Here is a 25070-nt window from a genome sequence, read left to right as displayed (position 1 = left end):
GTCAAAGCAAGGGCGGTTTCAGGTGATACCGGTTGATTTCACACGCTTTGGAGCGCATCTCCGCGCCCATGCTTTCGGTGCTGGATATCTTTCGCATAGGGATCGGTCCCTCCTCCTCGCATACGGTCGGGCCCATGCGCATCGCGCGGACTTTCGTGCGGGCGCTGGACAAGGCGGGCAAGCTTGACCGCGTCGCGCGCGTGGCGGTGGAATTGCAGGGGTCGCTCGCGCTGACCGGCGTGGGGCACGGCACGGTGGATGCCACCATGCTGGGGCTGATGGGCTTCGCGCCTGATCGCACCCATCCCGACGAGGCGGCCGAGGCGCTGGCGAAGCTGCGCGAGAGCAAGCGGCTGGCGCTGGGCGGCAAGCGCGACATCGCTTTCGATCCATCCACCGCGATCGATCTGGCCGGGCACATCATTCCCGATCTGCATCCCAACGGCATGCGACTGGCCGCCTATGACGAGGCGGGCGAGAAGCTTTCGGCGCGCACCTATTATTCCACCGGCGGCGGCTTCGTGGCCTCCGAAACGCAATTGAAACGCAAGCCCAAGGGCGACCGGATCAACACCGGCACCAGCGTGCCGCATGATTTCGGTTCGGCCGCCGAACTGCTGGCCGCCTGCAAGGACACCGGGCTGACCATCGCCGATCTGGTGCTGGAAAACGAAGACGCCTTTCGCCCGCGAGACAAGACCATGGAGGGCATCGACCGCGTGGCCCAGGCTATGGACCAGTGCATCCAACGCGGGCTGACGCAGCGCGGCATCCTGCCCGGCGGGCTGAAAGTGGAACGCCGCGCGCCCGATCTATGGGACAAGCTCTCCGCCAATCCGCAATCGAACGAGCGCGAACAATTGTTCGACTGGCTCAATTGCTATGCCATGGCCGTGAACGAGGAAAACGCCGCCGGGGGCCGCGTGGTCACCGCGCCCACCAATGGCGCGGCGGGGATCATCCCGGCGGTCATCCGCTTCTATTGCGTGACGGCGGGTGAAGAACCCTGCCGCGACAGCCGCCGCAAATTCCTGCTGACGGCAGGCGCGATCGGCCTCCTCTATAAACAGCGCGCGAGCATTTCAGGCGCGGAAATGGGCTGTCAGGGCGAAGTGGGCGTGGCCTGTTCGATGGCGGCGGGGGGGCTTGCGGCACTGTGGGGCGCATCGCCGGTGCAGATCGCCAGCGCGGCGGAAATCGGGATGGAGCACAATCTCGGCCTCACCTGCGATCCGGTGGGCGGGCTGGTGCAGGTGCCCTGCATCGAACGCAATGCCATCGGCGCGGTGAAGGCGGTCAATGCCGCGCGGCTCGCGCTGCACCGCACGGGCGCGGAAACGCTGGTCAGCCTCGACCAGGTGATCGAGACCATGCGCCAGACCGGGCTCGACATGAGCAACAAGTACAAGGAAACGAGCCAGGGCGGGCTCGCGGTGAATGTCATCGAATGCTGATGCTGCTCGCCGTGGTGCTGGTGGTCTCGGGCGCGCTGGTCGTCGGGGCTGCCTGGGGCATATACGGCAAGCTGCCTGAAAAGCTCGAAGGCTTTCTCGTCGCGCTGGCGGGCGGGGCCTTGCTGCTGTCGGTCACCAGCGAGCTGATCCAGCCCTCGATCGACACAAGCAGCGTGTTTCACGCCATGCTCGGCGTGGCGGCGGGGGCGATAACCTTCGCGGTCGCCGACTATCTGATCGACGAGAAATGGGGATCCGATTCGGGCGGCGGATTGCTGGCGGCGATCACGCTCGACGGGATTCCGGAAAACCTCGCGCTGGGCGTGGCGCTGATCGGCGCGGGCGGGCTGGAAGTGGCCGCGCTGGCGGGATCGATCCTGCTGTCGAACCTGCCCGAAGCGGCTGGCGGCGCGAAGGAAATGGCCGGGGGGCGGCACTCGCGCGCCAAGGTGCTGTGGCTGTGGATCGGCACGGCGGCGATCCTCTCGGCCGCGGCGGTTGCGGGCAATCTGCTGCTGACCGGCGCGGGCGAGGGCACGCTCGCCATCATCCGCTGCGTGGCGGCAGGCGCGGTGATCGCCAGCCTGGCGACCGAGGTCTTCCCCAAGGCCTACAAGGCCGAGGCGCATTGGGCCGGCGTCGCCACCGCGCTGGGCGCGATCCTGGCTTTCACCCTGTCGAGTTTTTCGGCCTAGTCGAGCTTGCAGGACAGGCGGATGACTTCCGCCTTACGGTCGAAGCTGAGCGAGGAACAGCGTTTCAGGCTGGCCGTGCCGACCGACAGCCGGGGCTCCGTTTTCGCCTTGCCGCCCGCCACGATGATCTCGTTGGGATCGCTGGCCTCGTCGGGGATCGCGGCGGTCGAGCCGGTGTCCTGTGAGCGTACGACCACATTCGTGACCGGTAGCTCGCCGAGGGTGAAGCCGTTCTGGAACACGAGGCTGCGCACGGGCCGCTCGATGCCGAATTCGATATGCAGGTCGCGGGCCTCCCCTTCCATCCGCGCACCGTAAGCCTGGGCGAGCATCGCGCCAGCGGCGGCATTGGCCATGGTTTCCTCGCGCTCGAAGGTGAAGAAGGTCGGAATGTAATCGTCGCCGATCGGCAGACGGATATAGAAGCCGCCGCGTTTGTGTTCGACCATCGGCAGGGTCACTTCGCGCTCGCCATCCTGCACATCGCGCAGACGATAGGTGATGACCGGGTCGGGCAGCGACACCGGCCCCAAAATGCCGTCGCCGCGATAGCGCCGGGCTTCGGTGTCGAAGAAGAAGGCTCGCCGTTTCTCGGGCTTGCCTTCGCCGAGATCGATCCTGACCAGATTGCTCTGGGCGCGTAATTTGGTGGTCCCGATCATGCGAACGCCGGCCACCATGCTGCCTTCGAGGCCTAGCCGCTCGGCAAATGCCGCGGAGAGCACGGGATTGCCGGGGGCATCGGGTGTCACTTCGAACGCGGCTTCCTGCCCGTCGACCGTGAAGGTCATCACCGGGTCATCGGCATCGATGATGCGTTCCTGCGCCTGCGCTGTACCGGTCCACAGCAGCATGGCGGCACCCATCAGGCCAAGCCTCGATTGCGTCATTCGATTACCCCCCCTTGTTTGGGCGGGGTTATGGCTGGCGACCTGTCGGCTGGATGAACGGGGTTGTAGTCGTCACCCGGGGGGCGATCGCACGGGAATCTGGAATACTGGTGAGAGGCGGGGCGCTTCCGGGCCGGTTCGGCACCGGGCAGGGGGGTGACCGGCTTAATTCCCGCCGATCAAGCGGGTGTTCGGGGCCTGCTTCGGAACACTGGAGGGGGATGCGCAGCAAAATGCGCCTCGCGGTATAGTTGCACGCAATCGAACACATGCCGCGCGGCCTTTTCGAGAAACTGCTGGTGGGCAGGCTTCGCGAACCGGCGGCGCGGCATGGGTCGAAGGACGGGGCGGACCCCGTCCGAAACAATGCTGTAATCAGAGGAACGCGGGCGAGAGAACGATGCTCGAGAACCCGGTCGCAAGGATGAGAAAGGCCAGGCGGCCAACTGCTGCGGTCATGATCTTTTCCTTCTTTTCTTGCGCATGCGGCGAGGCGAGTGGCCATGCGACTGCCACCCCCATTTACGGATGTACGGCAGGAGTTCGAGACGCGGCGCGGACACTTGGGGAGGGGGAGAGGAGGTGTCGGCGGCCGCGTCTCTACTCGCTGCCATATCGCCTCCGGGGGAGCGACGCCTGCACTAGGAGGAATGCAGTGTCATTCGACTGGGCCGCCGGCCCGGAGGAAGGCGACGACAGGCTCTTGGGAAGCGCTGCCGCCATCTCTTTGCCGGACGAGAAATTGCTTGGAGAGAGGTTCTCGCCCCGGCTGTGAGGCTTGTAATAAAGTTGCGGCCCCGTGAACTAAAGTGAGAAAAGGTCAGGGAGTGTTGCGTTTTGCGCAAGTTAATCCTGCCGCCCGCCAGCCCCAGTCTGGACAGCGCCCAAAACCCCCCGTAACCGCTCCCCATGGACGCATCCCACCACCCCGATTCCATCCTCATCGTCGACTTCGGCAGCCAGGTCACCCAGCTCATCGCGCGCCGTGTGCGCGAGGCCGGGGTGTACTCGGAAATCGCCCCGTTCTCTCAGGCGGAAGAGGCCTTCAAGCGGCTGAAACCCAAGGGTATTATTCTGTCGGGATCACCTGCCGGCGTGCCCGACGAAGGCAGTCCGCGCGCCCCGGAAATGCTGTTCGAGGCGGGCCTGCCGATCCTCGGCATCTGCTACGGTCAGCAGGTGATGACGCACCAGCTCGGCGGCGAAGTGCGCCCCGGGCACGAAACGGGTGAAGGCGGCGAATTCGGCCGCGCTTTCCTCACCGTCACCAAATCCTGTGCCCTGTTCGACGGGCTATGGAACGAGGGCGAGCGCCACCAGGTGTGGATGAGTCACGGCGACAAGGTGACCCGTTTTGCCGAAGGCTTTGAAATCGTGGCAGTATCCGACGGCGCGCCCTTCGCGGTGATCGCCGATGAAAGCCGCAAGTTCTACGGTACCCAGTTCCACCCCGAAGTGGTCCACACGCCCGACGGCGCCAAGCTGATCGCCAATTTCGCGCACAAGGTCTGCGGGCTGGCGGGCGACTGGACCATGGCCGAATACCGCGCGACCAAGATCGCCGAGATCCGCGAACAGGTCGGCGACGGCAAGGTCATCTGCGGCCTTTCCGGCGGGGTCGACAGCTCGGTCGCCGCGATCCTGATCCACGAGGCGATCGGCGAGCAGCTGACCTGCGTCTTCGTCGACCACGGCCTGCTGCGCATGAATGAGCGCGAACAGGTCGAGACCATGTTCCGCGACCATTACAACATCCCGCTGGTGGTGGTGGATGCCGAAGAGCGCTTCATGGCGGGCCTCGCCGGCCAGACCGATCCCGAAAAGAAGCGCAAGTTCATCGGCGCGGAATTTATCAACGTGTTCGAGGAAGAGGCCAACAAGCTCGGCGGGGCAGACTTTCTCGCGCAGGGCACGCTCTATCCCGACGTGATCGAATCGGTCTCCTTCACCGGCGGGCCGAGCGTCACGATCAAGAGCCACCACAATGTCGGCGGTCTGCCCGAACGCATGAACATGCAACTGGTCGAACCGTTGCGCGAACTGTTCAAGGACGAGGTGCGCGAACTGGGCCGCGAGCTGGGCCTGCCCGACATCTTCGTCGGCCGCCACCCGTTCCCCGGACCGGGCCTTGCCATCCGCATCCCCGGCGAAGTCACCAAGGACCGCTGCGACATCCTGCGCAAGGCCGACGCGATCTATCTCGAAGAGATCCGCAATGCGGGGCTCTACGACGCGATCTGGCAGGCATTCGCCGTGCTGCTGCCGGTCAAGACCGTCGGCGTCATGGGTGATTACCGCACCTATGACAGCGTATGCGGATTGCGCGCGGTGACCAGCACCGATGGTATGACGGCGGATGTCTATCCTTTCGACGGCGCGTTCCTGAGCAACGTCGCGACCCGCATCGTCAACGAGGTGCAGGGCATCAACCGCGTGGTTTACGACTATACGTCGAAGCCGCCCGGCACCATCGAATGGGAATGATTCAGGCCCATCCAAACGCCGCCGATTTTACGCTGCGGCACGTCCTAAGTCACTGAAAATAAAAATAAAACCATCCTATGCCTATCGATATCTATCGGTGGGCATAGATGGCGTTTGGCGGCCTCGCTGACGGGCCTCGCCCCCATTGATCAACCGGAAAAACGAAAGTACCGTCAGGAGCAATGAGGCTCATGACGGTACTTTCTTTGCTATAAGACGCTGAATTATAAGTGTTTTATACGCCATCGGCCTCCAAAAACCGCGTGACGGTACTTTTCCGCAAGGAGGCCCGAAATGTTGACCGATGCAGCACTCAAGTCTTTGAAACCAAAAGCCAAAATGTACAAGGTTTCGGATCGTGACGGCATGTATGTGCGCGTCGCGCCGTCGGGCGCCATCTCATTCAGGCTCGACTATCGGCTGAACGGCAGGCGCGAGACCGTATATCTCGGCAGATATGCCCGTGACGGAATATCGCTCGCCAGGGCTCGCGAGCTATGCATCGACGCGCGGCGCGCAATCACCGAGGGGCGGTCTCCCGCCATCGAGAAGCAGCGCGAGAAGCGCCGGATCAAGGAAGCAAAGAGTTTCGGCCAGTTCGGCGAGAAGTGGCTGACCAATGCGACCATGGCCGACAGCACACGCGCGATGCGTCGCTCCATCTTCGAACGCGAACTCATGCCCGTCTGGCGAAATCGTCTCCTGACTGAGATCACACCGGATGATCTACGCACTCACTGCGGCAAGATCGTCGAACGGGGTGCGCCTGCAACTGCTATCCATGTGCGGGATATCCTGAAGCAGATCTACGGCTTTGCCATTCTGCACGGCGAGAAGGTCGCCAATCCGGCCGATGACGTCGGTCCAGCCTCGATCGCTACCTTTACGCCGAAGGACCGCGCGCTTTCGCCCGCAGAGATCCGCATCATGTTCAAGCAGCTCGAGCATGTTGCGACGTTGCCAACGATCCGCCTCGGTATGAAGCTCTACCTGCTCACCATGGTCCGGAAGAGCGAGTTGCAAGATGCAGTTTGGGACGAGATCGATTTCGACAACGCCGTCTGGACCATCCCGAAGGAAGGAGCGCATGAAGCGATCGAAACCGCACAACGTCTACCTGTGCCGACAGACGTTAGACATCATGATCGCGCTTAAGACTTGCTCCGGCAACTCTCGATATCTTTTGCCGTCCCGGTACGACGCGGATGCGCCAATGTCTCGCGCGACCTTCAATCGGATCACCTACGCTGTCGTCGAGCGAGCCAAGAAGGAGGGGCTGCCGCTGGAGCCATTCACGGTCCATGATCTGCGGCGGACGGGCTCGACGCTACTAAATGAGCTGGGCTTTAACAGCGACTGGATCGAAAAGTGCCTGGCGCACGAGGACGGGCGTTCGTCGCGCGGCGTCTATAACAAGGCCGAATATGAGGTGCAGCGTCGGCATATGATGCAGCAGTGGGCGGATACCGTGGACGCCTGGATCGACGGCCGGAAGTATGCCCCCACGCTTTTGCCGCAAGCTATGCCCTTGATGGAGCTTGATCCCGCCCTTTGACGGGGCGGGTTTTACGCTTGGTGACATCGGGGTGTTGGGCGCGCCGGATCGGCGCAGCCCGCCGGGCCATCAGCCAAGCCTCGACCTCGGCCAGGTCCCAAACGATACAACGTGGCGAGAGCGCAAACCGGCGGGGAAACTCGCCACGCTGCTCCATTTCGTAAATGGTGCTGTCGGCCATAGGCACCATCTCCCGCAACTGTTGTCGCCGGATTGTTCTCCGAATTTGCGTAGCTTCGATCTTTGCCATTCTCAAATCTCCTGCATTGCTCAGGCGATTGAGAATGATAGATGCTGGTACTGGAAGCCCCTTCGAAGCGCCGTGCGGCGTTTTCGGGCTATAGCGTACACATCGGCGGGTTCTTCTTGACTGCTAGGTGCAGCATACGGGCGAACAGGCGCTGATTGGTAAGCTCGAAACGTGTGGGGCTCGCTACGGGGGGACGCATTCAGTAAACGCGACTCCTTCAAAATCCGGAAATCCGGTTCCGCAAGGAGTGTCGGTTCGAGCCCGACCACCCGCACCACCTCCTTCGATCATGGTGTATCCGTCCTAGTTCAACGCTAGGCGCGTACTCGAATTGCTGCGCGATACGGACCTGATCGCTGCATTCCCGCAGAAATGTGATGAGCACGCCGCAGTGGCAGAACTGGTTTCCAAACCGCGCTCCATCTTCCTAGACGCGTTTGCCGCTTCACCTTGTCCGGCATAGCCGCACCGGCATGACCCCTGCCGTGATCTTGGTCGCGGAGGTCATGCGTAAGATCTTGCCGGACTTGCAGGATGGCTGCGTGGGCCGGGTCGGCCTTTTTCGATGCGCCTCTACCGTTCCGCCAGCGAGACGTTGCGTTCATATTGACGTACTCCCGCGTACAGCGCGAGCCGATTATCTCTTAAGCCGGAGATGCGCCTAGGTCGATGGTCGGCCGGTTCCGGTGCTTCCTCGCGGAGAAGGAGCTTTCGCCATGACAGATATCTGGTCCCCAATCATCGTAGGCCGCATGAGCCTGCCGCACCGGCTCGCAATGGCACCGATGACGCGCAGCCGCGCCCAGATCGACGGGACGCCCGGCGCTCTCGCAGCGCAATATTATCAGCAGCGTGCATCAATGGGCCTGCTGATCACTGAAGGCACTCAGCCTTCCGACGATGGTCAAGGCTATCTGACCACGCCCGGCATCTACACAGACGCCCATGTCAAAGGCTGGCGCCGGATTGCCGACGCGGTGCATGCTGAAGGCGGGAAGCTCGCGATCCAGCTGATGCATGTCGGCCGGATGTCGCACCCCAGCAACACGCCGCACGGCCGTCAGCCGGTCGCGCCGTCTGCCATCGCGCCCGGAGTCGAGATGTTCACGGCAACCGGCATGCTCGACATTCCGGTGCCTCGCGCGCTGGAAGCCGACGAAGTCACCCAGACCGTAGCCGACTTCGCCTACGCGGCACGGCGCGCCATCGAAGCCGGTGCCGACGCGGTCGAGATCCACGGCGCGAACGGCTATATCGTACATCAGTTCCTCGCGCCGAACGCGAATACCCGCACCGATGCCTACGGCGGCTCGGTCGAGAACCGCGCGCGTTTCGCCGTGGAGGTCGCCCAGGCGATCGCCGACGCGATCGGCGCCGATCGTACCGGCATCCGTCTCTCGCCCGGCGTCCCCATGGGGGGGATCGAGGAGGGCAGCGAGAACGACGAGGTCTATCGCTACCTTGCCGCGCAATTCGACCGGATAGGGCTCGCCTACATCCACCTGCTCCAAGGCGGAAATGAGCAGTTACTCGCCGACATTCGCGAGCGTTTCTCCGGTACGCTGATCGTCAACCGGCCCGGTCGAACCCGCGAACAGGTCGGCAGCGATGTCGACGCTGGTACGGCCGACATGGAATCGGTCGGCGTGATGAGCCTGTCGAATCCCGACCTCGTTGACCGCCTCAGGACTGGCGCTTCTCTCAACGAGGTGAAGTACGACAAATTCTACGGCGCCGGCGCCGAGGGCTACATCGACTATCCCACGCTTGAACAGGCCTGACACAGGCGGCGGAGTCGGGTTCGGCCTGGCTCCGCCTCAGGGCGCCCCGCGCGGTCGGATTTTCCCGTGCCAAGCCATCTGGGGCGGCAGACGATTTCTTCGCCCTACCAGTTCTCACCATAGGGCCGGACTTCGACCTCGAAGCTCCACGCCTGCCGGCCCTGCCTATGCAGCGACCAAGCGGTCTCCGCCAAGCCATCGGGCGACACGAAAAAGTCGTCGGGCTTGTCGCGCATTATGGAACGGGCGGCGGGCTGATCGACCACGCCATCGACGATCAGCAGGCCGACATGGATTCCCAGCGGCCAAAGCGACTTCGCCATGGATTGGGCGAGCGCGCGCTGTGCTGCCTTGGCCGGTGCGAAGGCGGCCGTTTTCTGGGATCCCCGCAACGACGCAGTCGCCCCAGTGATGATGATCGAGCCCGACCCTTTGTCGGTCATCGCCGGTATGACCTGCTGCGCGCACAGTAGAAGCCCCATAGCGTTGATCCGCCAGGACGCCTCGAATTCGTCCGGCGAGAGTTGCTGGACTGTTGTGAAGACACCCGAGCCGGCATTGTACAGCAGCGCCTCTACCGGTCCCATGTTCTCGCGGATGTGGGCGAAGGCGCGCGATATCGATGCGGCATCGGTGACATCGCAGGCGACAGCCTCCGAGTGCGCGATTTGCGACGCCATCGCCTCCAGCTTCTCAGTGCTGCGTGCCAGCAGCGCGACCTGATAGCCACCTTTGCTAAAGCGCTCGGCAAGCGCCGCGCCGTTCCCCGGACCAGCTCCGACCACCACGGCTACGGGTCTTTCGTCAATCGCCATGAGCGCTCTCCTTTTCTCGATGTGAACTCTTTTCGAGATGAGATCACTGAGACCCTTGACCTATCAGAAGTCACGTAACATTTAAAGTCTCATGAGACGAGATAGCAGATTGTCGGGTGTGCTGCATGTGCTGCTGCATATGGCCGAGCGGGACGAACCGGTCACGTCCGAGACGATGGCGACCATCATGGGCAGCAATCCCGCCGCGATGCGGCGGACGATGTCGGGGCTGCGCGAAGCCGGGCTGGTCCGATCGGAGAAGGGCCATGGTGGCGGCTGGACGATCGAGCGGGCGCTTTCCAAAATCACGCTGCGCGACATCTATGCCTCGTTGGACAGCCCTGAGCTTTTCGCCATGGGCAACCGGACCGATGCGCCCGGATGCCTGGTGGAGGAAGCGGTCAACGCGGCGCTGGGAAGCGCCTTCGAAGAAGCGCGGACCCTGCTCCTCGATCGGTTCGCTGCGGTGACGCTCGCCGAACTGAGTGCCGATTTCCACGGCCGCATGCTCGCGCGGGGAAAAACTGACAATCAGGAGATTTCCCATGAAGTATGACGCCGTCGTCATCGGCGGGAGCTATGCCGGCTTGTCCGCCGCGATCCACATCGCGCGGGCGCGCCGATCGGTCTGCGTCATCGACACCGCCTCGCCGCGCAACCGCTTCGCCAGCGCCTCTCACGGCTTCTTCGGCCAGGACGGCGCCGCTCCGGCGGCGATGATCGCCGGGGCCAAGGCACAGGTCGAGGCCTATCCCGGCGTGCGGATGATCGCGGACGCCGCGACCGATGTCGGTGGTGCGGACGGCGGCTTCGAGGTGACCCTCGCGGGCGGTGACAGAGTTGCGGGCAAAAAGCTGGTGCTGGCCTTCGGAATCTCCGACGTGCTTCCCGACATACCGGGCCTTTCCGAGCGTTGGGGCGATACCGTGCTGCATTGCCCGTACTGCCACGGCTACGAACATGGCGGCGGCACACTGTGGGTCTTGTGGACCGCGCCCCTGTCGGCGCATCAGGCGGCGCTCATCGCCGATTGGGGTGCAACCACGCTCTACCTCGACGGCAACGCCATGCCCGAGGGGGACGCGCGGACGCTGCTCGATCGGCGCGGGGTGACGATCGAACCGGTGCCGATCCGCTCGCTGCAGGGCGAGGACGGCACGCTGGCCTCGCTGCTCCTGGATGACGGCCGAGCGGTGGGAATCGACGCATTGTTCCTCGCCCCGCGTTCGCGATTGAACAGTCCGATTGCCGAGCGCCTCGGCTGCGTGCTCGACGAGGGGCCGTTCGGCCCGGTGGTTCGCACCGATGCGGCCAAGCTGACCAGCGTCGCTGGCGTCTATGCGGCCGGCGATATCGCCCGCGCGCCGCACAATGCCAGCTGGGCGGCCGCCGATGGTGTCACAGCCGGAATCTCGCTGCACCAATCTCTCGTGTTCGAGCCCACCACTACGGGACAATCTTGATGAGCATGGAGCTCTATGAACTCGCTTGGGGACTCTACCCCAGGCGCGTCGGCATCTATTTGGCAGAAAAAGGGATCACCGGCATTGACCGGGTGGCGTTCGATCTCATGGCCGGATGGCCCCCGCCCGAGCTGGAACGATTGAGCCCGCTCGCCACGGTGCCGATCCTTAGAACCGAGGACGGCACGCTGATCCGCTCCTCGATCGCGATCCTCGAATATCTGGAAGAACGCTTTCCATCGCCTAACATGCTGGGCCAAACGCCGGCGATGCGGGCACGGACGCGTGAGGTGATCGCTGTGATCGACGAAGCCGCGCTGCAATTTGGTATCTGGTGTCACAAGGGCAGCCCCGCATTTGCGGGGCGCGAACCGCAAAGCACCGAAGCCGCGACGTTCGCGGCCGATGCGTATCATCGCCGCTTGCGCCTGCTCGATACACTGGCTGGCCAGACGGAAGGATTATTCCTTGCTGGCGATCAGCCCACCATCGCCGATTGCATCGCGATGGCCACGTTGCAATTCGCCGAGGGGCTGTACGGCGTTCCCGTTCCTGAAGCATGCCCTGTGCTGATAGATTGGTACGCCGCCTTCAGCGAGCGGCCCAGCGCGGCGCCGGCAGAATTTCCCGCACCTCTACTGGCGGTAGCACAAGGGCTGCGGGAAGTCTGTCCGCCGTCGAGCGGATAAGGACCAAGTCCCGCACCAGGGATCGTCGATGTCGACGGCAAGGTGCGGGAACTTGCAGGCTTGGCTCAGAAGTGCCGCTTGAGGAACTCCGCGGTGCCGTCGAGCGCCTGGGCCGCCGCCTTCAGCATCGCGACGTTGGTCGGGAAGACATGGACCATGCCCTTCCATATGTGCGTTTCCACCTGACGCCCCGCTTCGCCCGCCAGCGCCTCGAAACGCAGCGAGTCGTCGAGCAGGATCTCGTCGTCGCCGACGTCGATCCGAACCGGCGGCAGCCTGGTGAAATCGCCCTTCAGCGCATTGACGCGGGGGTCGCTCGGGTCCGCACCGGCAAGATACTGCCGCGCGCCATCGGAGAGCGATCGTTCGTTGAGGATCGGATCGACGTCGGCACGGGTCTGGACGCTCGCGCCCTTGAGTGCGGGATCGGTCCACGGCGAATAGGCGACGATGGCAACCGGAGCGGGCGTTGCTTCGTCGCGGTTCATCGCCACCGAGAGCACCGCGCCGCCACCCGCGGAATCGCCCATCAGAGCAACCTTGCCACCGGTGGTGCGGGCAAGCTCGACATAGGCCTTGCTCACATCGTCATAGGCGGAGGGAAAAGGATTCTCAGGCGCGAGCGCATAGTCGATGACGAAGACCGGGCGACCAGCGCGTGAGGCGATCTGACTCGCCAGCCCGCGATAGGCCCCGGCGCTGCCGAGAACATAGCCGCCGCCGTGGACGTAGAGGATGGCGCCGTTCTCGGCGCGCGTGCCGGCGGGAATGACCCACCACCCGCTGACGCCGGCGACCTCACCTTGTGAGGTCTCGACGCCGTCGACGATCTTGGTGCGGGCGATCAATTGGTCATAGGCTTCGCGGGCGCCCGGCTCGATCGAGAAGCTGCCCGAGACGGCGATCATGGCGCGCATCGCCAGCATGGCGGCACGGTCGCGGAACGCCTCGTCGTGATGAATGATGCTCATGGTCGGTTCCTTTGATTGGTGACGGTCAGCAATCTAGCGTCCCGCAACACCGCTCGGCAGAGCATCAATCTGGACGCGCCGTCCCATCAGCGGGACGAAACGCACGCGAGCATCTCAGCGAACGAAGGCCGCCAGCTCGTCGGCTGATCCCGTCGGGAAAATGGCCTTGAGATGGGCTAGGAAGGCGGACACGCGCGAGCTCAGCAGGCGTCGGGAGGGATAGAGCGCCCAGAGTTCGGTCCGCGGCGCATCGAGTTCGCCCCACAGCACCAGGTTCCCGCGCTCAACCTCGTTATGGACGAGCGAATAGGGCAGCGCCGCCGCGGCGTCGGCATCGCGCAGGGCGTCGCGCACCATGACGAGCGAGGATAGCGAAAGGATTGGCTCGATATCGACCTTCTCGATTCCGTCGCCGCCATGACGCAGGCGCCAACTCGTCTGTTTCCAGTCGGTGCTGCGAACGATCGCGGGCACGGCCTTGCGCGCCGACGGCCGCTTGAGACCGGGGGGTGCGACGACGACCTGGTAATCACGCAGAAACACCCGGCCGACGAGGTTGGCGTCGGCGCTGGGATTGATCCGGATCACCAGATCGATGCCCTCTTCGACCATGTTCACCGCCCGGTCCTCCGTGATGACCTCGAGCTGCACTTCGGGATAGGCAGCGGCGAAGCGCGCGGCGACCTCGCCCATCGCGATCTGGCAGAACAGCAGCGGCGCACTGATCTTCATGTGCCCGCGCGGGGTCTCGCCGCCCGAAGCGATGGCCGTGACCGTCTCGTCGAGATCGGTCAGCAACTTCGCGCTACGCTCATACAGCGCGCGGCCTTCTTCGGTGAGCTTGAGATCGCGGCCGCCGCGCTCAAAGAGGCGCAGCCCCAGAGCTGCCTCGAATTCCGCGACACGGCGCGACAAGGTCGCCTTGGGACGATTGGCCTCCCGCGCCGCTTTGCTGAAGCCGCCATGGCGAGCGACGAGGTTGAAATCGGCAAGCGCGACGAGATCCATGTTCCACCTACAGGACGATTGGATGACAATCGTTATCTTCCGCCCCGATCGCGAAACAATCAACGTGTAATCTACGGGAGCGTACCCCTGCTACGCACGTGTCGCCGGGCAGCGGTGGCGCTGCCCGGTTTTCGTGAAGGTGTGTCGTAAGACGACGCGTCATGACTTGGCGAGGAAGGGGTTGATTGCGGCAACAGTCTCCTCGAAGCGGTCGTCCTTCTCGGCGCGGCGCATGAAGTCGACTTCCTCGACCAGCACCTCTGCCGGGGTGGGATCGCGCTGCAGCAGTTCGATGACCTGGTCGACGAAGACCTCGGGCGGCATGAAGCGCTCGTTGTTCTCCTGGCCCGGGGTCAGCGTGGTGCGCAGCGCCGGCGGGGCGATCTCGATCACCTCGACCTGGTCCTTGAGCACCGCACGCAGCGATACGGTGTAGTTGTGGATGGCCGCCTTTATCGCCGAATAGGTCGGCGCGAGCACCAGCGGAACGAAGGCGAGCCCCGAGGTCACGTTGATCAGCGCTGCGTCGTTCTGCGCGACCAGCTGGTCGATCAGTGCATTGGTGAGGCGGATCGGGCCAAGGAGGTTGTTGGTGACCGATTCCTCAGCGTCGGCAAGGTCGCGCCTGGAAGCGAGCGAGCCTTCCATGCGCATGATGCCGGCATTGTTGATGAGGACGTTCGCCTGCGGGAAGTCGTCGGCGATCCGCTTCGCGAAAGCCTCGATGCTCGCCGGATCGGACTGATCGAGTTCCAGCGCGTGGATATTGGGGTAGCCTTCGGCCGTGTTGGCGAGTGCAGCTATGTTGCGGCTCGCGATGATGACCGTGTTGCCGGCATCGTGCAGACGCTGCGCCATCAGACGCCCGATGCCCGAGCCGCCGCCGGTGAGGATGATGGTGTTGCCGCTGTTCTTCATTGTGCTTCTCCTTCATGGCTGGAGCCGGAAAAGCGTTTCCGTCTCTCCGTCATCGGAAATAGCTGTTCCGAGCTAAGCCTATAAGACACGACATTGGGACGTATCGTTCCATTCGTGGGACGCCAGCTCAGTCATACCTTCAGTCCGCCGTCCACATAAAGTTCCTCCCCATTGATGTAACTCGCCGCCTCGCTCGCAAAGAAGGCAACGACGTTGGCGACCTCTTCAGGTTTGCCTATGCGCCCGATAGGGCTGCGCTCGTTTAGCGCATCGATGGCGCTGTTCCCGTCACCTCCCAGAGCGTCACGCAACGACGGCGTGTCAATCGCTCCGGGGCTCACGACATTGATGCGGATGCCGCGGCCCTTGATGTCCTTGATCCATGTCTTGGCGAAGGCGCGCAGGCCCGCTTTGGTCGCACCATACACGCTCATGGTCGAGGGCGCCTCGAATGAGCCGGTCGATCCGATGAGTACGATAGAAGCGCCGGGCAAAAGCATCGGCAACGCCGATTGAACCGTGTTGAGAACACCTTTCAGATTCGTACTGATCACTTTTTCGAACTTTTGGTCATCGATCTCTCCTAGCGGCGCATTTGCGCCCACGCCGGCGTTGGCGACCACGATGTCTAGCTCGCCAAGTGTCTGTTGGATCCGTTGGACAACGCCATCCATCTCGCTTGCCTGCGTCACGTCGGCGACGAGCGGAATGCAATCCTCGCCAAGCGCGGTCGCTGCCTCTTCGATCGTATTCTGCTTGCGCCCGGTGATGACGACAGTCGCCCCGCTTTCGATCAGGCGCTTGGCGATGGCAAAGCCGATCCCCGAACTGGCTCCCGTCACTAGAGCGACTTTCGCCGTAAGATCGATTTGCATCGGAGCGTTCCTTTCAATTGTGAGGGACTGGCCCATGGTCGGTGATCCACCCCTCCCACGCTGCTTAATCCTGAGCCGTGGGGCGCACGACGATGCTTCCAACATCGACTTCAGGAGGTTGTTCGACGGCGAAAGCGATGGCCTTGGCGATCGCATCAGGGGAAAGGGCCAGCTCATCCATCCGGTGCTGCGTCGCGGACCGGGCGGCATCGTCCGTCATCGAAGAAGCAAGTTCGGTGGCTGTGAAGCCAGGCGAAATCTCGGTCACCCGCAACGTCGAACCTGCTTCCTGACGCAAGGCTTCAGTTACGGTCCTGACCGCATTCTTGGTCGCCGCGTACACCCCCATTGTGGGCACGATCCGGAGGCCAGCGGTCGAGACAACATTGACGATATGACCGCTTCCCTGGCGCGTGAAGAGCGTAAGCACGGCAGCGATACCGTACAGGACTCCGCGCAGGTTGACGTCGATCATCGCGTCCCAGTCGGCCACCCGGAGTGCGTCGAAACGGGACGTCGGGCTGATGCCGGCGTTATTGACCAGTACATCGACCCGCCCGAACCGCTCGCATGCAAAGCCTACGAGCGCATCGACATCCTCGCGTCGGGTGACGTCGGTCGCTCGCCAGGCAGCGGTTCCGCCGCGTCCCTCGATCTCCGCGACGGCTGCCGCTAATTGTTGCGAGCGCCGCCCGCCCAGGACGGGTATGGCGCCTGATGCCGCAAGGCGAAGAGCAGTGGCACGGCCGATGCCGCTCCCCGCCCCAGTGATCACGACGACTTTGCCTTCTACGCTCATTTTGATCTCCCTTGCGCAACAAGCTAGGCAGAGCACGGCGGATTAACTACATTCAAGATGCCATGATTTTGTCGAGAACCTCCAGAATTGCCCTTGATCCGCTATCCGATGCGCTGATCGCCTTCGGTACCGGCCCAGCGCAGGCAACGCGCCTCGAGGCAGCGGGCGACTGGTCGTTGCATTTCGGGTCGCGGGATCGGCTCAAGTTCATCGGCCTGGTACGCGGGACATGCTGTCTGTTGTTTCCGAACCAGGAACCCGCATGGTTGAAAGAGGGTGACGTGCTGTTGATCGGGCGCACCGACTACGTGGTGGCAAGCGACCCGCACCTGAAGCCGGCGGATGGATCAGAGCTTTACGCGCAAGGCGAGAAAGATACGTTGCGCCTCGGCGGTGATGATGTGCTGCTGATCGGCTCCAGCGTCGGACTGAATGACGCGGGCGCGGGCTTCGTGCTGGATGCGCTGCCGCCCTTCTATCGGATTGCCGGTGATCGCAGCGAAGCGGGGTCGATCTCTCGTCTGCTCGAGATCGTCGATTGTGAAGCACGGCTAGAGCGGCCGGGCAGCAGGCTCGCTGCCATGCGATTGGCCGAGCTGCTCCTGATCGAAGGCGTTCGCGTTTTCATCGCAGGGGAAGGAGCACTCTGCGTCGGATGGATCGGAGCGTTGGGTGACCGGCAGGTTGGTGAGGCGCTCACATTGATACATGCCGATCCGGCAGGGCAATGGACTGTCCCGCGTCTTGCGGCCGAGGTCGGTATGTCCCGATCGGGCTTCTCCGAGCGATTCTCACGCAAGGTGGGGCGCCCGCCGCTCGACTACCTGCGGCGTTGGCGGATGTTGCTTGCGCGGCAGCTCCTGGCCCGAAACGACATTAGTGTTGAGCAGGTTGCACGCCGGGTCGGCTATGCGTCCCAAAGCGCCTTCGGTTTCGCGTACAAAAGGACGTTCGGGAGTTCACCAATGCAATAAGGCTGAATACATGCAGAGTGCGTCACGCTTGATGGTCTCTCGCCGAGCATCGAGTCGATTACTCGCGCGCAAAATAGATCAGGCACAGCACCTGGCGTTGCTCCATACGGAAATGGCGCAGCGCGAGAAGTGGATATTGAAAAGGACAGGTTCAATGAGTTTTGAAGGTGGTTGCCGCTGCGGCGCGGTGCGATACGAGCTGGCGGTCGACGATCTCCCGCTGACTTATGCCTGCCATTGTGTCGATTGCCAGACCTGGAGCGGGTCCGCGTTCGCGCTGCACGCGATCGTGGCTGAGGACGCGCTTACTATCAGCGATGGCGCGCACGCGTTTCGTCTGCCCGAGGGACAGGAGGCCATGTCGTCCGACCATATTGGATGCGCCGCCTGCCTCACCCGGATAGCCAACCGCAATCCCGCACTGTCTAACTTGCTTGTGCTGCGCGTGGGCACGCTTGATCGCAGCAGCGAGGTTGCACCTGCCGTGCATATCTGGACCCGGCGAAAGCAGCCGTGGCTGACAATCGGAAATGACACACCCAGCTTCGAGGTTTCGCCGACGCCGCAGGAATTTGCGGCCGCACTCGCTGGCTAGGGAACGCACATGATCATGGCACGACCATCCGGATTACGTGCGGACGCGCGTCGCAGCGAGGAGGCGGTGATCGAAGCGGCCCGTACGCTGTTCGCGGCCGAAGGGATCGACGTGCCCAACCGGACAATTGCGGAGACCGCCGGTGTGGGCGTCGGCACGCTCTACCGGCGCTTCCCTACCCGCGCCGACCTTATCGCTGCGGTCTTCCGGCAGGAGATCGATGCCTGCGCGGCCGAGGCTGACGAGCTGGCAGCAACCCGAGCGCCCTTCGAAGCGCTGGCCGAATGGTTACGACGGTTCGCGGCCTTCATCGCGACCAAGCGCGGTTTCTCGGCCGCGCTTCATTCGGGCGATCCAGCCTATGCGGGATTGCCGGTCCATTTTGAGGAACGGTTTTATCCGGCCCTGGATCGGCTTCTGCACATCGCGCGCGAGGCAGGGGCGATCCGGGAGGGTCTGACGGCCGACGATCTGGTCAAGACAGTGGCTCGGCTCGTTTCGCCTCAGGATGAAGGGCTTGGAAAGCGGATGCTGGAGGTTCTGATCGATGGACTGCGGGCGGACTGACGCGCACGCTGTCAGCCCGCAGCACTGATCGTGGGGTCCCAGCCCACGCATGGTTCACTTCTGCTCGATCGTACCCTGCGACGCGGCGGCAGCGCTGATGTCGCTCACCGCCGACTTCCATGCGGCTTCCGAGCCCGACAATGTGCTGAGCAGGAAGGCGGTCGAGAGCTGCTGGACCGCGGCCACGCGCGCCGGATCCTCATCGGTGGTCTCTCGCGCTTCGTAGTTGGGAATACCGCCAAGCGAATGCTCTCCGCCCTCGACCTGGAACAGCGCCTTGGCACCAGGACTGAGATCGTAGGCTTCGCGCCACCATTCGGGTCCGCGCACCGTCATCGCGCCGTTGTCGTTGTCGCCAGCAACCACCAGCGTCGGGGTTTCCAGCCCCGAGAAGTCCGGATGCATGAACGGGAAGTTCTGCGCGGCGAACGCGCTCAGATTGTCTCCGCCGGTGCCGGGCACCGCGAACAGCAGGCCGGCCTTAACCCGCGCGTCGCGCAGCGAAACGGTCGAGCCGTCGTCGGGGTCGGGATGCGTGGCGCCGAGGAACATGCTGGCCGTCTGCGCGCCCCAGGAGTGGCCCGCCACCGCGATGCGGTCCCGGTCAATCCGACCCTTGACGAAGGGTACCGCCTCCTCGACCGCATCGAGATTGTCGAGCAGGGCGATGATGTCCTGCTCGCGGTGCCGCCAGAGCTGGGGCCGACGCGGATCATCGCTGGCGAGCGCGATCATCCGGGAATCGAGATGTGTCGGGTTGATCACCGCAAACCCGTGCGAGGCCCAATAATTGACGAGCGGACCGTAAGTGTAGAGCGATTGTCCGTTGCCGTGGGAGAACAGGATGATGGGAAGGCTGTCGCCTTCGGCAGGCGCGGTGACGCGATAGGTCAGATCCTCGCCGCGCCCTTTGATCGGCAGCGATAGAGGCCCCATGGACAGCGCGGGCGCGAGGTCCATGGCGGTTGAGCGAATGGTGGGATTGGCATGTGCTGGCATTGGGAACTCCTTGGCCCCGGCAACGGCGCCGAGCCATTGGGACGTAGATACGGAACATGGTTCCGTTTTCAAGGGGCTGATTTGTTCGACGGGTGGCACGCTTCTACAGAGAGCCGTCAGCGAGCATCTCTCTCGTTCGCTTAAGGGTCGACAGAAGTGCCGCCTTGTAGCCCTTGTCGCTGTCGAATTGCTTCTGTTCGGCCTGTTCTTCCGGTCCGTCAGGCTCTTTGCCGCGCAGGCCCAGATAGCAGTAGAATTTGAGCTGCAGCGCGCCTTCATCGTCCTCGAACAGCTCGTTGATGATCGCGCCTTCGCGCGGGCCGCTGGCCTGGAAGAATGTCACCTTGGACTGCGGCTCGAGTACAATGATCTCGCGCACATCTTCCTTCGCGATGGTCGCCTCGCGCACGAAGTGGGTAGCGCTTTCTTCGGTCACCTCGCAACGCGTACAGACGCCGGGCGGCAGGAACAGCCGCGCATCGCGCGCCTTGCGCTCGAGGCCTTTCCAGACCTGGTCGCGGGTCAGAGGAGTTTCGCCTTCGGAATTCACCGGGACGGTTGCGGTCGAATAGATCATGGCGTGCCCTTCGCGGTCGGAGTTTGGATCGCCCTCCAAGCTAAGGGTGCGCCGCGTTCGCACTAGCCGCGGATTTCGAACGCGCCGTTTCACCTGCGGAACGCTGACGACCTTAGGACCGTCTCCCTGGTGAGACGTTCAGTTCCAATCGTGCCTCTATTCGCCGTCCGGCAAGGACATAATCTCCAACGCAGAAACTGGAGATGCGCCATGACCCCCACTGCCGATCCCGCCCGCGATCCGAACGACGTTGCGGTAACGCGCGAGACTCTCGTTCCCGGCGCGACCCGCGACGTCTTCGACTTCGTCGCTGCCGAGAATGTCCTTCCGAAGATCCTTACCGGCTATGGTCTCTTGCCCGGAATCTCGCACACGTCCGACATCACCGGCCCATGGGATCAGCCGGGCTCGCGGCGGACGGTCCATCTGCTTGACGGAAGCCATGTGCAGGAGGGCGTGACCCATTACGACCGGCCGCAATACTTCGCCTACAGGGTTAGCGACCCGAGCTTCGCGCTGAAGCACCTGATGATCGAGGCCCGGGGCGAGTTTTGGTTTGCCGAGGCAGATCACGGCACCGAGGTTCGCTGGACCTACACCTTCCGCGCGAGAAATCGGCTCGCCAAGGTTCCGCTCCGTCTGTTCGTGAGCACGCAGTGGAAGGGCTACATGGACGTCTGCATGACGAACATCATCGCGCATTTTGCGGAGCGCCGAACGGCCGCTTTGTCGAGGCCATCGCTTGCCGCGCCCGCTCGAATTTGAACGACACGCCAAAAAAGGAGTCCATCGATGTCCAAGACCGTTCTCATCACAGGCGCATCCAGTGGTCTAGGTCGCGCGAGCGCCAAGCTGTTCCAGTCACAGGGCTAGAATGTGGTAGCCACCATGCGCTCACCTCACGCGGAAACCGAGTTGAATACGCTCGACAACGTCCTCGTCGCACGGCTCGACGTCGAGGAGCTATCGTCGATCACCAGCGCGATCACGGCCGGAATCGACGCCTTCGGACAGATCGACGTGCTGCTCAACAATGCGGGGTACGGCGCCTATGGGGTGCTGGAGGCGACGTCGTCCGACGAGATCCGCCGTCAGTTCGATGTGAACCTGTTCGGGATGATCGAGACGACGAAGGCGCTGCTCCCCCATTTCCGACACCATCGCTCGGGAACGATCGTCAACATCTCGTCGATGGGCGGCCGCGTCGCCTTCCCGCTTGGTACGCTGTACCACAGTTCGAAATATGCGGTCGAAGGCTTCTCGGAGGCACTTGCCTATGAGCTGGCGCCGATCGGCGTGCGCGTGAAGATCGTCGAGCCGGGACAGATCGCCACCGATTCCGCCGGACGGTCGCTTGCCTTCAGCAATGACGAAACGCTCGCCGAATATCAGCCCACCGTCGCGCAGGTGATGAAAGTGTTCGGTGAACTCACTGCGGGCGCGTCGCCTGCGGATGCCATCGCTGCGGTTGTCTACGCCGCTGCGACCGACACGACCGACCGACTGCGCTTCGAAGCGGGCGAGGACGCACAGCAACTGCTCGCCATTCGCCGCAAGACGGACGACGCGGCCTTCACAGCTTCAATCAATGAGCAGTTCGGCCTTCAGGCCTGAACGACACCGCGCGTACCAGGGTGACGGTTGTCACGGTCATCGTGCATGCAAAGGACCAGGTGAGATGACGATCGATAGAAAGACGTTCGAGAGCGACAGGCATCGTACCGCTTATCTTGAGGCAGGTCCCTCCGACGGCCCGTTGATGATCTTCGTTCATGGCTGGCCCGAGGCGCCGTTCGTCTGGATCCGTCAGATCGAATATTTCGCCGCGCAAGGCTGGCGCTGCATCGCACCCTGGATGCGCGGTTACGGGGCCTCGTCTGTCCCGAACAACGTCGTCGCCTACGCCAACCGCGAAACGGTCGCCGACCTTGTGGAGCTGCATGACAGCCTCGGCGGTGCGCCGGCAGTCTGGATGGGGCACGACTGGGGCAGCCCGGTGGTCTGGGCGCTTGCTGCGCACTATCCCGAGCGCTGTCGTGGCGTTGCGAGCGCAAGCATCCCCTATCTCGCGCGCGGCTTCGCGCTACCGGCGCTCGTTCCGCTGCTCGATCGCGAGATCTACCCGGCCGAGGACTTTCCTGTCGGTCAATGGGATTATTGGCTCGCTTTTCGCGAACACTTCACCCCCATCGCGCGCGCCATGGAAGCAGAGCCGGCAGGCATCCTGCGCCTCGTCTTTCAACCCAGCAAACCGCTGTCCGATACGCGTGGTCCGGCTTTTTCGGCGACAGCGCGGCAGCGCGGCGGCCTGTTCGGTGGCATCGATCTCGCGCACATTCCCCGCGACAACCTCCTGCTGGAGGATCAGCATGTCGAGGAAATGGCGCGCGACCTTGCCGCTAACGGCTTCTCGGGGCCAATCGCCTGGTATCTGAGCGACGATGCGAACATGGAATATGCGCGAGAGGCGCATGATTTCGGGCGTCTCGCGATGCCGGTCCTGTTCCTCCATGGCGGGCGCGACAATGTCTGCGAAACCGTGCGCAGCCGGCTTGCCCAACCTATGCGCGAGGACTGCAGCGATCTGACCGAGGTGATCATCGATGCCGGTCACCAACTCGCGCTTGAAGACCCCGACGGCACCAATCGCGCGATCGCTCAGTGGCTGATGGACAAATGTGTCTAAGGAATCTTCGTCCGGGCGGGTTGCCTGACTGTCTGCCCGGGCGAACGATCACGCTTCATCGCCGTCTGGCCGATCAGACCCCTGAACCAGCGCTGCGCGAGATTAGCATCGTTACGGCGGTGCCAGTTCATCGTGAACGGCGCGGAGGGCAGATCGAGCGGCGTCTTGGCGAGAACCACCCTGCCGGCTGATTGAAACTGAAGCGCGAGACCGGTCAGCATCGTGCACAGCGCGTCAGTTCGTTCGACGACGAGCGCCGCGGCGGTGGCATTCGGCACGGTCAGCACGAGTTTGCGCTTCAGGCCCAGCTTCTCGAGACGTTCGTCGACAATCCCGAACCGATCGTCCTCAGGCGAGAAGAGGATATGCGGCCAGGCGAGGAATACGGACCGGGTCAATGTGCTCGACGCTGCAGGGTGGCCGGCGCGCATCATCGTGACGAAGCCGTCCTCGAACAGCGGCCGCGAAAGGATCCGACCGGCCTTCTCGGTCGGCGGGACACCGATCGCGATGTCGACCACCCCGCTGTCAAGGAGCGCGATCGCCTCGTCCCGATCGTCGAACCCACGCACATGCATGGTGATCCCCGGCGCGGCTCGCGTCAGCTCCTCGAACAATGCGGGAAGGAGCGAGATCGTCGGCGGATTGGACATCGCGATGGTGAACGCCATCTCGGCGGTCTCCGGCACGAAGCGGTCGCGAAACGAGAACGCCGCCTCGATCTGCGCCAGCGCCTTGCCCACGGGTTCATGCAGTTCGAGCGCGCGGGGCGTGGGCTGAAGCCCGTCCGCCGTGCGGATGAAGAGTTCGTCCTCCATCAGCTCGCGTAGCCGGGCCAGCGTGCCGCTCATCGCCGGCTGCGTGCGTCCGACCCGTGCCGCGGCGCGGGTGACGTTGCGCTCGGCCATGAGCGCTTCGAAGCCGACAAGCAGATTAAGATCAATGCTGCTGAGATTCATGGCTCACAGTCCGCCTTCGTCAACTTGGCTATAACCAGCGCTGATAATGTCGTATCATGATTATCGACTTACGCAATGACGGGTGGCTTGCCACATTGATCGCATGATCAAGGAGCAAGTCATGATGAAGACCCTGGAATACCCCGACTATGGACAGGTGCCGGCCGTTGCCGAACGTCCTGTGCCACGGGTTGCAACGAACGAAGTGCTCGTCAAGGTCGCTGGCGCAGCGGTCAATCCGCTCGATACCAAGATCCATGCCGGCTACATGACAGACTTCTTTCCGGTGGCTTTTCCCTATGTGCCGGGCACCGACATCGCAGGCACGATCGAGACGGTCGGCGACGGTGTCTCGGGGTGGAAGACCGGCGACGAGGTCATCGCCAGGCTAGACCCTTCCAAGGGCGGCGCCTTTGCCGAGTTTGCCGTGGTCGCGGCCGATCAGCTAGTGCGCGCACCGACGTCGATGCCGCTCGCGGAGAGCGCGGGCCTCGTCACGATCGGCGGGACGGCCTGGCAGATCCTATTCGAGGAGTTTGCTGTAGCCCCGGGCCAGCGAGTGCTCGTTCATGGCGCAGCAGGCCCTGTCGGTGCCTTCGCTACACAGCTCGCCGTCCAGGCAGGCGCAGATGTGTTCGTCACCGCGTCGGGTGCCGATGCCGACTATGTCCGCAGCCTCGGCGCCACGAAGGTGATCGACTACCAGAAGCAGCGTTTCGAGGACGAACTGTCCGACATCGATCTGGTCATCGACACGGTCGGGGGTGATGTCGAGGAGCGCTCGCTGAAGGTGCTCAAGCAGGGCGGTACGCTCATCGCCACCCCGATGCCGCCGGACGAGGAACGCGCGCGCCAAGCCGGTGTCGAGGCGAAGTTCGTCTTTCACGTGTCCGATGCTGCCAAGCTCGGCCATGTCGCGGAGCGCGCCGATCACGGAGTGAAGGTGCGCCTCGACCGGATGGTCGGTCTCGAGAAGGGCGCGGAGGCTTTGGCCCGGCAGGCAGCCGGCGAGGCGAAGGGCAAGATCATCTTCAAGCCGCGGGGCTGAGCCGAGCGGACCAGACAA

The 25070-nt window shown here is 63.4% G+C and carries 25 protein-coding genes and 1 pseudogene; 15 read left to right on the top strand and 11 right to left on the bottom strand.

What is annotated here, in order from left to right:
* The first annotated feature begins 68 nt into the window (after window positions 1–68).
* Window positions 69–1454 (top strand): L-serine ammonia-lyase, encoded by a 1386-nt coding sequence (locus ACI2I1_RS05565; RefSeq protein ID WP_404678347.1) that lies wholly within the window; start codon window positions 69–71, stop codon window positions 1452–1454.
* A complete protein-coding gene (locus ACI2I1_RS05560) occupies window positions 1448–2149 on the top strand; it encodes a ZIP family metal transporter (RefSeq protein WP_404678248.1) in 702 nt (233 codons plus the stop codon). The genes ACI2I1_RS05565 and ACI2I1_RS05560 overlap by 7 nt, the downstream gene beginning before the upstream one ends.
* Here ACI2I1_RS05560 and ACI2I1_RS05555 read toward each other — a convergent pair.
* The gene (locus ACI2I1_RS05555; RefSeq protein ID WP_404678247.1) at window positions 2146–3039 is read right to left on the bottom strand and encodes a hypothetical protein; all 894 of its coding nucleotides are present in this window, start codon (window positions 3037–3039) and stop codon (window positions 2146–2148) included. The two genes, ACI2I1_RS05560 and ACI2I1_RS05555, sit on opposite strands and share 4 nt — an antisense overlap.
* A gap of 909 nt (window positions 3040–3948) precedes the next feature.
* On the opposite strand from ACI2I1_RS05555, the gene guaA reads away from it, so the two are divergent.
* Both guaA and ACI2I1_RS05545 read left to right on the top strand, forming a co-directional pair.
* Entirely contained in the window at window positions 3949–5523 is a 1575-nt protein-coding gene (guaA, locus tag ACI2I1_RS05550; protein ID WP_404678246.1) for a glutamine-hydrolyzing GMP synthase, read from the top strand.
* Between the two features lie 294 nt (window positions 5524–5817).
* Window positions 5818–7078 (top strand): annotated as a pseudogene (locus ACI2I1_RS05545) (tyrosine-type recombinase/integrase).
* On the opposite strand, the gene ACI2I1_RS05540 reads toward ACI2I1_RS05545, so the two are convergent.
* A complete protein-coding gene (locus tag ACI2I1_RS05540) occupies window positions 7044–7328 on the bottom strand; it encodes a helix-turn-helix transcriptional regulator (protein WP_404678245.1) in 285 nt (94 codons plus the stop codon). The pseudogene ACI2I1_RS05545 and the gene ACI2I1_RS05540 sit on opposite strands and share 35 nt — an antisense overlap.
* 716 nt (window positions 7329–8044) lie before the next feature.
* Between ACI2I1_RS05540 and ACI2I1_RS05535 the strand changes: the two genes are divergently transcribed.
* Window positions 8045–9109, top strand: a complete 1065-nt coding sequence (locus tag ACI2I1_RS05535; RefSeq protein WP_404678244.1) for an alkene reductase — start codon at window positions 8045–8047, stop codon at window positions 9107–9109.
* Window positions 9110–9213: 104 nt separating this feature from the next.
* Here the strand turns inward: ACI2I1_RS05535 and ACI2I1_RS05530 are convergent, their stop codons facing one another.
* Window positions 9214–9924, bottom strand: coding sequence for an SDR family NAD(P)-dependent oxidoreductase (locus tag ACI2I1_RS05530; protein WP_404678243.1), 711 nt, complete (start codon window positions 9922–9924; stop codon window positions 9214–9216).
* 91 nt (window positions 9925–10015) lie between these two features.
* Here ACI2I1_RS05530 and ACI2I1_RS05525 point away from each other — a divergent pair, with 91 nt between their 5' ends.
* The 3 genes from ACI2I1_RS05525 to ACI2I1_RS05515 are packed head-to-tail and all read left to right on the top strand — an operon-like array spanning window position 10016 to window position 12076.
* On the top strand, window positions 10016–10480 hold the full coding sequence (locus ACI2I1_RS05525; RefSeq protein WP_404678242.1) for an Rrf2 family transcriptional regulator: 465 nt from the start codon (window positions 10016–10018) through the stop codon (window positions 10478–10480).
* Complete coding sequence (locus ACI2I1_RS05520; RefSeq protein WP_404678241.1) at window positions 10470–11387, top strand: NAD(P)/FAD-dependent oxidoreductase; 918 nt, start codon at window positions 10470–10472, stop codon at window positions 11385–11387. Before ACI2I1_RS05525 ends, ACI2I1_RS05520 begins: the two co-directional genes overlap by 11 nt.
* Entirely contained in the window at window positions 11387–12076 is a 690-nt protein-coding gene (locus tag ACI2I1_RS05515; protein WP_404678240.1) for a glutathione S-transferase family protein, read from the top strand. Before ACI2I1_RS05520 ends, ACI2I1_RS05515 begins: the two co-directional genes overlap by 1 nt.
* Before the next feature lie 65 nt (window positions 12077–12141).
* Here the strand turns inward: ACI2I1_RS05515 and ACI2I1_RS05510 are convergent, their stop codons facing one another.
* From ACI2I1_RS05510 to ACI2I1_RS05490, 5 genes are all read right to left on the bottom strand, one after another.
* Entirely contained in the window at window positions 12142–13047 is a 906-nt protein-coding gene (locus tag ACI2I1_RS05510; RefSeq protein ID WP_404678239.1) for an alpha/beta hydrolase, read from the bottom strand.
* Window positions 13048–13161: 114 nt separating this feature from the next.
* On the bottom strand, window positions 13162–14055 hold the full coding sequence (locus tag ACI2I1_RS05505; protein WP_404678238.1) for a LysR family transcriptional regulator: 894 nt from the start codon (window positions 14053–14055) through the stop codon (window positions 13162–13164).
* Window positions 14056–14214: 159 nt separating this feature from the next.
* Window positions 14215–14973, bottom strand: a complete 759-nt coding sequence (locus ACI2I1_RS05500; protein ID WP_404678237.1) for an SDR family oxidoreductase — start codon at window positions 14971–14973, stop codon at window positions 14215–14217.
* Window positions 14974–15104: 131 nt separating this feature from the next.
* On the bottom strand, window positions 15105–15848 hold the full coding sequence (locus ACI2I1_RS05495; protein ID WP_404678236.1) for an SDR family NAD(P)-dependent oxidoreductase: 744 nt from the start codon (window positions 15846–15848) through the stop codon (window positions 15105–15107).
* 64 nt (window positions 15849–15912) lie between these two features.
* The gene (locus ACI2I1_RS05490) at window positions 15913–16647 is read right to left on the bottom strand and encodes an SDR family oxidoreductase (RefSeq protein ID WP_404678235.1); all 735 of its coding nucleotides are present in this window, start codon (window positions 16645–16647) and stop codon (window positions 15913–15915) included.
* An 11-nt stretch (window positions 16648–16658) separates the two neighbouring features.
* Here ACI2I1_RS05490 and ACI2I1_RS05485 point away from each other — a divergent pair, with 11 nt between their 5' ends.
* The 3 genes from ACI2I1_RS05485 to ACI2I1_RS05475 all read left to right on the top strand — a co-directional run bounded on the left by ACI2I1_RS05485 (window position 16659) and on the right by ACI2I1_RS05475 (window position 18783).
* Window positions 16659–17621, top strand: a complete 963-nt coding sequence (locus ACI2I1_RS05485; RefSeq protein ID WP_404678234.1) for an AraC family transcriptional regulator — start codon at window positions 16659–16661, stop codon at window positions 17619–17621.
* A 154-nt stretch (window positions 17622–17775) separates the two neighbouring features.
* Complete coding sequence (locus ACI2I1_RS05480; RefSeq protein WP_404678233.1) at window positions 17776–18216, top strand: GFA family protein; 441 nt, start codon at window positions 17776–17778, stop codon at window positions 18214–18216.
* Between the two features lie 15 nt (window positions 18217–18231).
* The gene (locus tag ACI2I1_RS05475; RefSeq protein ID WP_404678232.1) at window positions 18232–18783 is read left to right on the top strand and encodes a TetR/AcrR family transcriptional regulator; all 552 of its coding nucleotides are present in this window, start codon (window positions 18232–18234) and stop codon (window positions 18781–18783) included.
* 54 nt (window positions 18784–18837) lie between these two features.
* Here the strand turns inward: ACI2I1_RS05475 and ACI2I1_RS05470 are convergent, their stop codons facing one another.
* Together ACI2I1_RS05470 and ACI2I1_RS05465 are read right to left on the bottom strand one after the other, a co-directional pair.
* Window positions 18838–19782 carry an alpha/beta hydrolase family protein gene (locus ACI2I1_RS05470; RefSeq protein ID WP_404678231.1) on the bottom strand — a complete coding sequence of 315 codons (945 nt, stop codon included), beginning with the start codon at window positions 19780–19782 and terminating at the stop codon, window positions 18838–18840.
* Between the two features lie 103 nt (window positions 19783–19885).
* On the bottom strand, window positions 19886–20359 hold the full coding sequence (locus ACI2I1_RS05465) for an SRPBCC family protein (protein WP_404678230.1): 474 nt from the start codon (window positions 20357–20359) through the stop codon (window positions 19886–19888).
* Between the two features lie 210 nt (window positions 20360–20569).
* Here ACI2I1_RS05465 and ACI2I1_RS05460 point away from each other — a divergent pair, with 210 nt between their 5' ends.
* From ACI2I1_RS05460 to ACI2I1_RS05450, 3 genes are all read left to right on the top strand, one after another.
* The gene (locus ACI2I1_RS05460) at window positions 20570–21124 is read left to right on the top strand and encodes an SRPBCC family protein (protein WP_404678229.1); all 555 of its coding nucleotides are present in this window, start codon (window positions 20570–20572) and stop codon (window positions 21122–21124) included.
* A gap of 123 nt (window positions 21125–21247) precedes the next feature.
* Complete coding sequence (locus ACI2I1_RS05455; RefSeq protein WP_404678228.1) at window positions 21248–21973, top strand: SDR family NAD(P)-dependent oxidoreductase; 726 nt, start codon at window positions 21248–21250, stop codon at window positions 21971–21973.
* A gap of 64 nt (window positions 21974–22037) precedes the next feature.
* Window positions 22038–23045, top strand: a complete 1008-nt coding sequence (locus tag ACI2I1_RS05450; RefSeq protein ID WP_404678227.1) for an alpha/beta fold hydrolase — start codon at window positions 22038–22040, stop codon at window positions 23043–23045.
* Here the strand turns inward: ACI2I1_RS05450 and ACI2I1_RS05445 are convergent.
* On the bottom strand, window positions 23042–24004 hold the full coding sequence (locus ACI2I1_RS05445; RefSeq protein WP_404678226.1) for a LysR family transcriptional regulator: 963 nt from the start codon (window positions 24002–24004) through the stop codon (window positions 23042–23044). The two genes, ACI2I1_RS05450 and ACI2I1_RS05445, sit on opposite strands and share 4 nt — an antisense overlap.
* A 121-nt stretch (window positions 24005–24125) precedes the next feature.
* Between ACI2I1_RS05445 and ACI2I1_RS05440 the strand changes: the two genes are divergently transcribed.
* Window positions 24126–25052 carry an NADP-dependent oxidoreductase gene (locus ACI2I1_RS05440; protein ID WP_404678225.1) on the top strand — a complete coding sequence of 309 codons (927 nt, stop codon included), beginning with the start codon at window positions 24126–24128 and terminating at the stop codon, window positions 25050–25052.
* The last annotated feature ends 18 nt before the right edge of the window (window positions 25053–25070 follow it).

Origin of the sequence: Qipengyuania sp. NPDC077563, from assembly GCF_044901345.1 — a bacterium.
GTDB lineage: Bacteria > Pseudomonadota > Alphaproteobacteria > Sphingomonadales > Sphingomonadaceae > Qipengyuania > Qipengyuania aestuarii.
This window is presented reverse-complemented; position numbering and strand designations above follow the sequence as displayed.

Coding starts and splice junctions, on each gene's coding strand:
- ACI2I1_RS05565 (WP_404678347.1), top strand. CDS start 69: ATGCTTTCGGTGCTGGATATCTTTCGCATAGGGATCGGTCCCTCCTCC.
- ACI2I1_RS05560 (WP_404678248.1), top strand. CDS start 1,448: ATGCTGATGCTGCTCGCCGTGGTGCTGGTGGTCTCGGGCGCGCTGGTC.
- ACI2I1_RS05555 (WP_404678247.1), bottom strand. CDS start 3,039: ATGACGCAATCGAGGCTTGGCCTGATGGGTGCCGCCATGCTGCTGTGG.
- guaA (WP_404678246.1), top strand. CDS start 3,949: ATGGACGCATCCCACCACCCCGATTCCATCCTCATCGTCGACTTCGGC.
- ACI2I1_RS05540 (WP_404678245.1), bottom strand. CDS start 7,328: ATGGCAAAGATCGAAGCTACGCAAATTCGGAGAACAATCCGGCGACAA.
- ACI2I1_RS05535 (WP_404678244.1), top strand. CDS start 8,045: ATGACAGATATCTGGTCCCCAATCATCGTAGGCCGCATGAGCCTGCCG.
- ACI2I1_RS05530 (WP_404678243.1), bottom strand. CDS start 9,924: ATGGCGATTGACGAAAGACCCGTAGCCGTGGTGGTCGGAGCTGGTCCG.
- ACI2I1_RS05525 (WP_404678242.1), top strand. CDS start 10,016: ATGAGACGAGATAGCAGATTGTCGGGTGTGCTGCATGTGCTGCTGCAT.
- ACI2I1_RS05520 (WP_404678241.1), top strand. CDS start 10,470: ATGAAGTATGACGCCGTCGTCATCGGCGGGAGCTATGCCGGCTTGTCC.
- ACI2I1_RS05515 (WP_404678240.1), top strand. CDS start 11,387: ATGAGCATGGAGCTCTATGAACTCGCTTGGGGACTCTACCCCAGGCGC.
- ACI2I1_RS05510 (WP_404678239.1), bottom strand. CDS start 13,047: ATGAGCATCATTCATCACGACGAGGCGTTCCGCGACCGTGCCGCCATG.
- ACI2I1_RS05505 (WP_404678238.1), bottom strand. CDS start 14,055: ATGGATCTCGTCGCGCTTGCCGATTTCAACCTCGTCGCTCGCCATGGC.
- ACI2I1_RS05500 (WP_404678237.1), bottom strand. CDS start 14,973: ATGAAGAACAGCGGCAACACCATCATCCTCACCGGCGGCGGCTCGGGC.
- ACI2I1_RS05495 (WP_404678236.1), bottom strand. CDS start 15,848: ATGCAAATCGATCTTACGGCGAAAGTCGCTCTAGTGACGGGAGCCAGT.
- ACI2I1_RS05490 (WP_404678235.1), bottom strand. CDS start 16,647: ATGAGCGTAGAAGGCAAAGTCGTCGTGATCACTGGGGCGGGGAGCGGC.
- ACI2I1_RS05480 (WP_404678233.1), top strand. CDS start 17,776: ATGAGTTTTGAAGGTGGTTGCCGCTGCGGCGCGGTGCGATACGAGCTG.
- ACI2I1_RS05475 (WP_404678232.1), top strand. CDS start 18,232: ATGGCACGACCATCCGGATTACGTGCGGACGCGCGTCGCAGCGAGGAG.
- ACI2I1_RS05470 (WP_404678231.1), bottom strand. CDS start 19,782: ATGCCAGCACATGCCAATCCCACCATTCGCTCAACCGCCATGGACCTC.
- ACI2I1_RS05465 (WP_404678230.1), bottom strand. CDS start 20,359: ATGATCTATTCGACCGCAACCGTCCCGGTGAATTCCGAAGGCGAAACT.
- ACI2I1_RS05460 (WP_404678229.1), top strand. CDS start 20,570: ATGACCCCCACTGCCGATCCCGCCCGCGATCCGAACGACGTTGCGGTA.
- ACI2I1_RS05455 (WP_404678228.1), top strand. CDS start 21,248: ATGCGCTCACCTCACGCGGAAACCGAGTTGAATACGCTCGACAACGTC.
- ACI2I1_RS05450 (WP_404678227.1), top strand. CDS start 22,038: ATGACGATCGATAGAAAGACGTTCGAGAGCGACAGGCATCGTACCGCT.
- ACI2I1_RS05445 (WP_404678226.1), bottom strand. CDS start 24,004: ATGAATCTCAGCAGCATTGATCTTAATCTGCTTGTCGGCTTCGAAGCG.
- ACI2I1_RS05440 (WP_404678225.1), top strand. CDS start 24,126: ATGATGAAGACCCTGGAATACCCCGACTATGGACAGGTGCCGGCCGTT.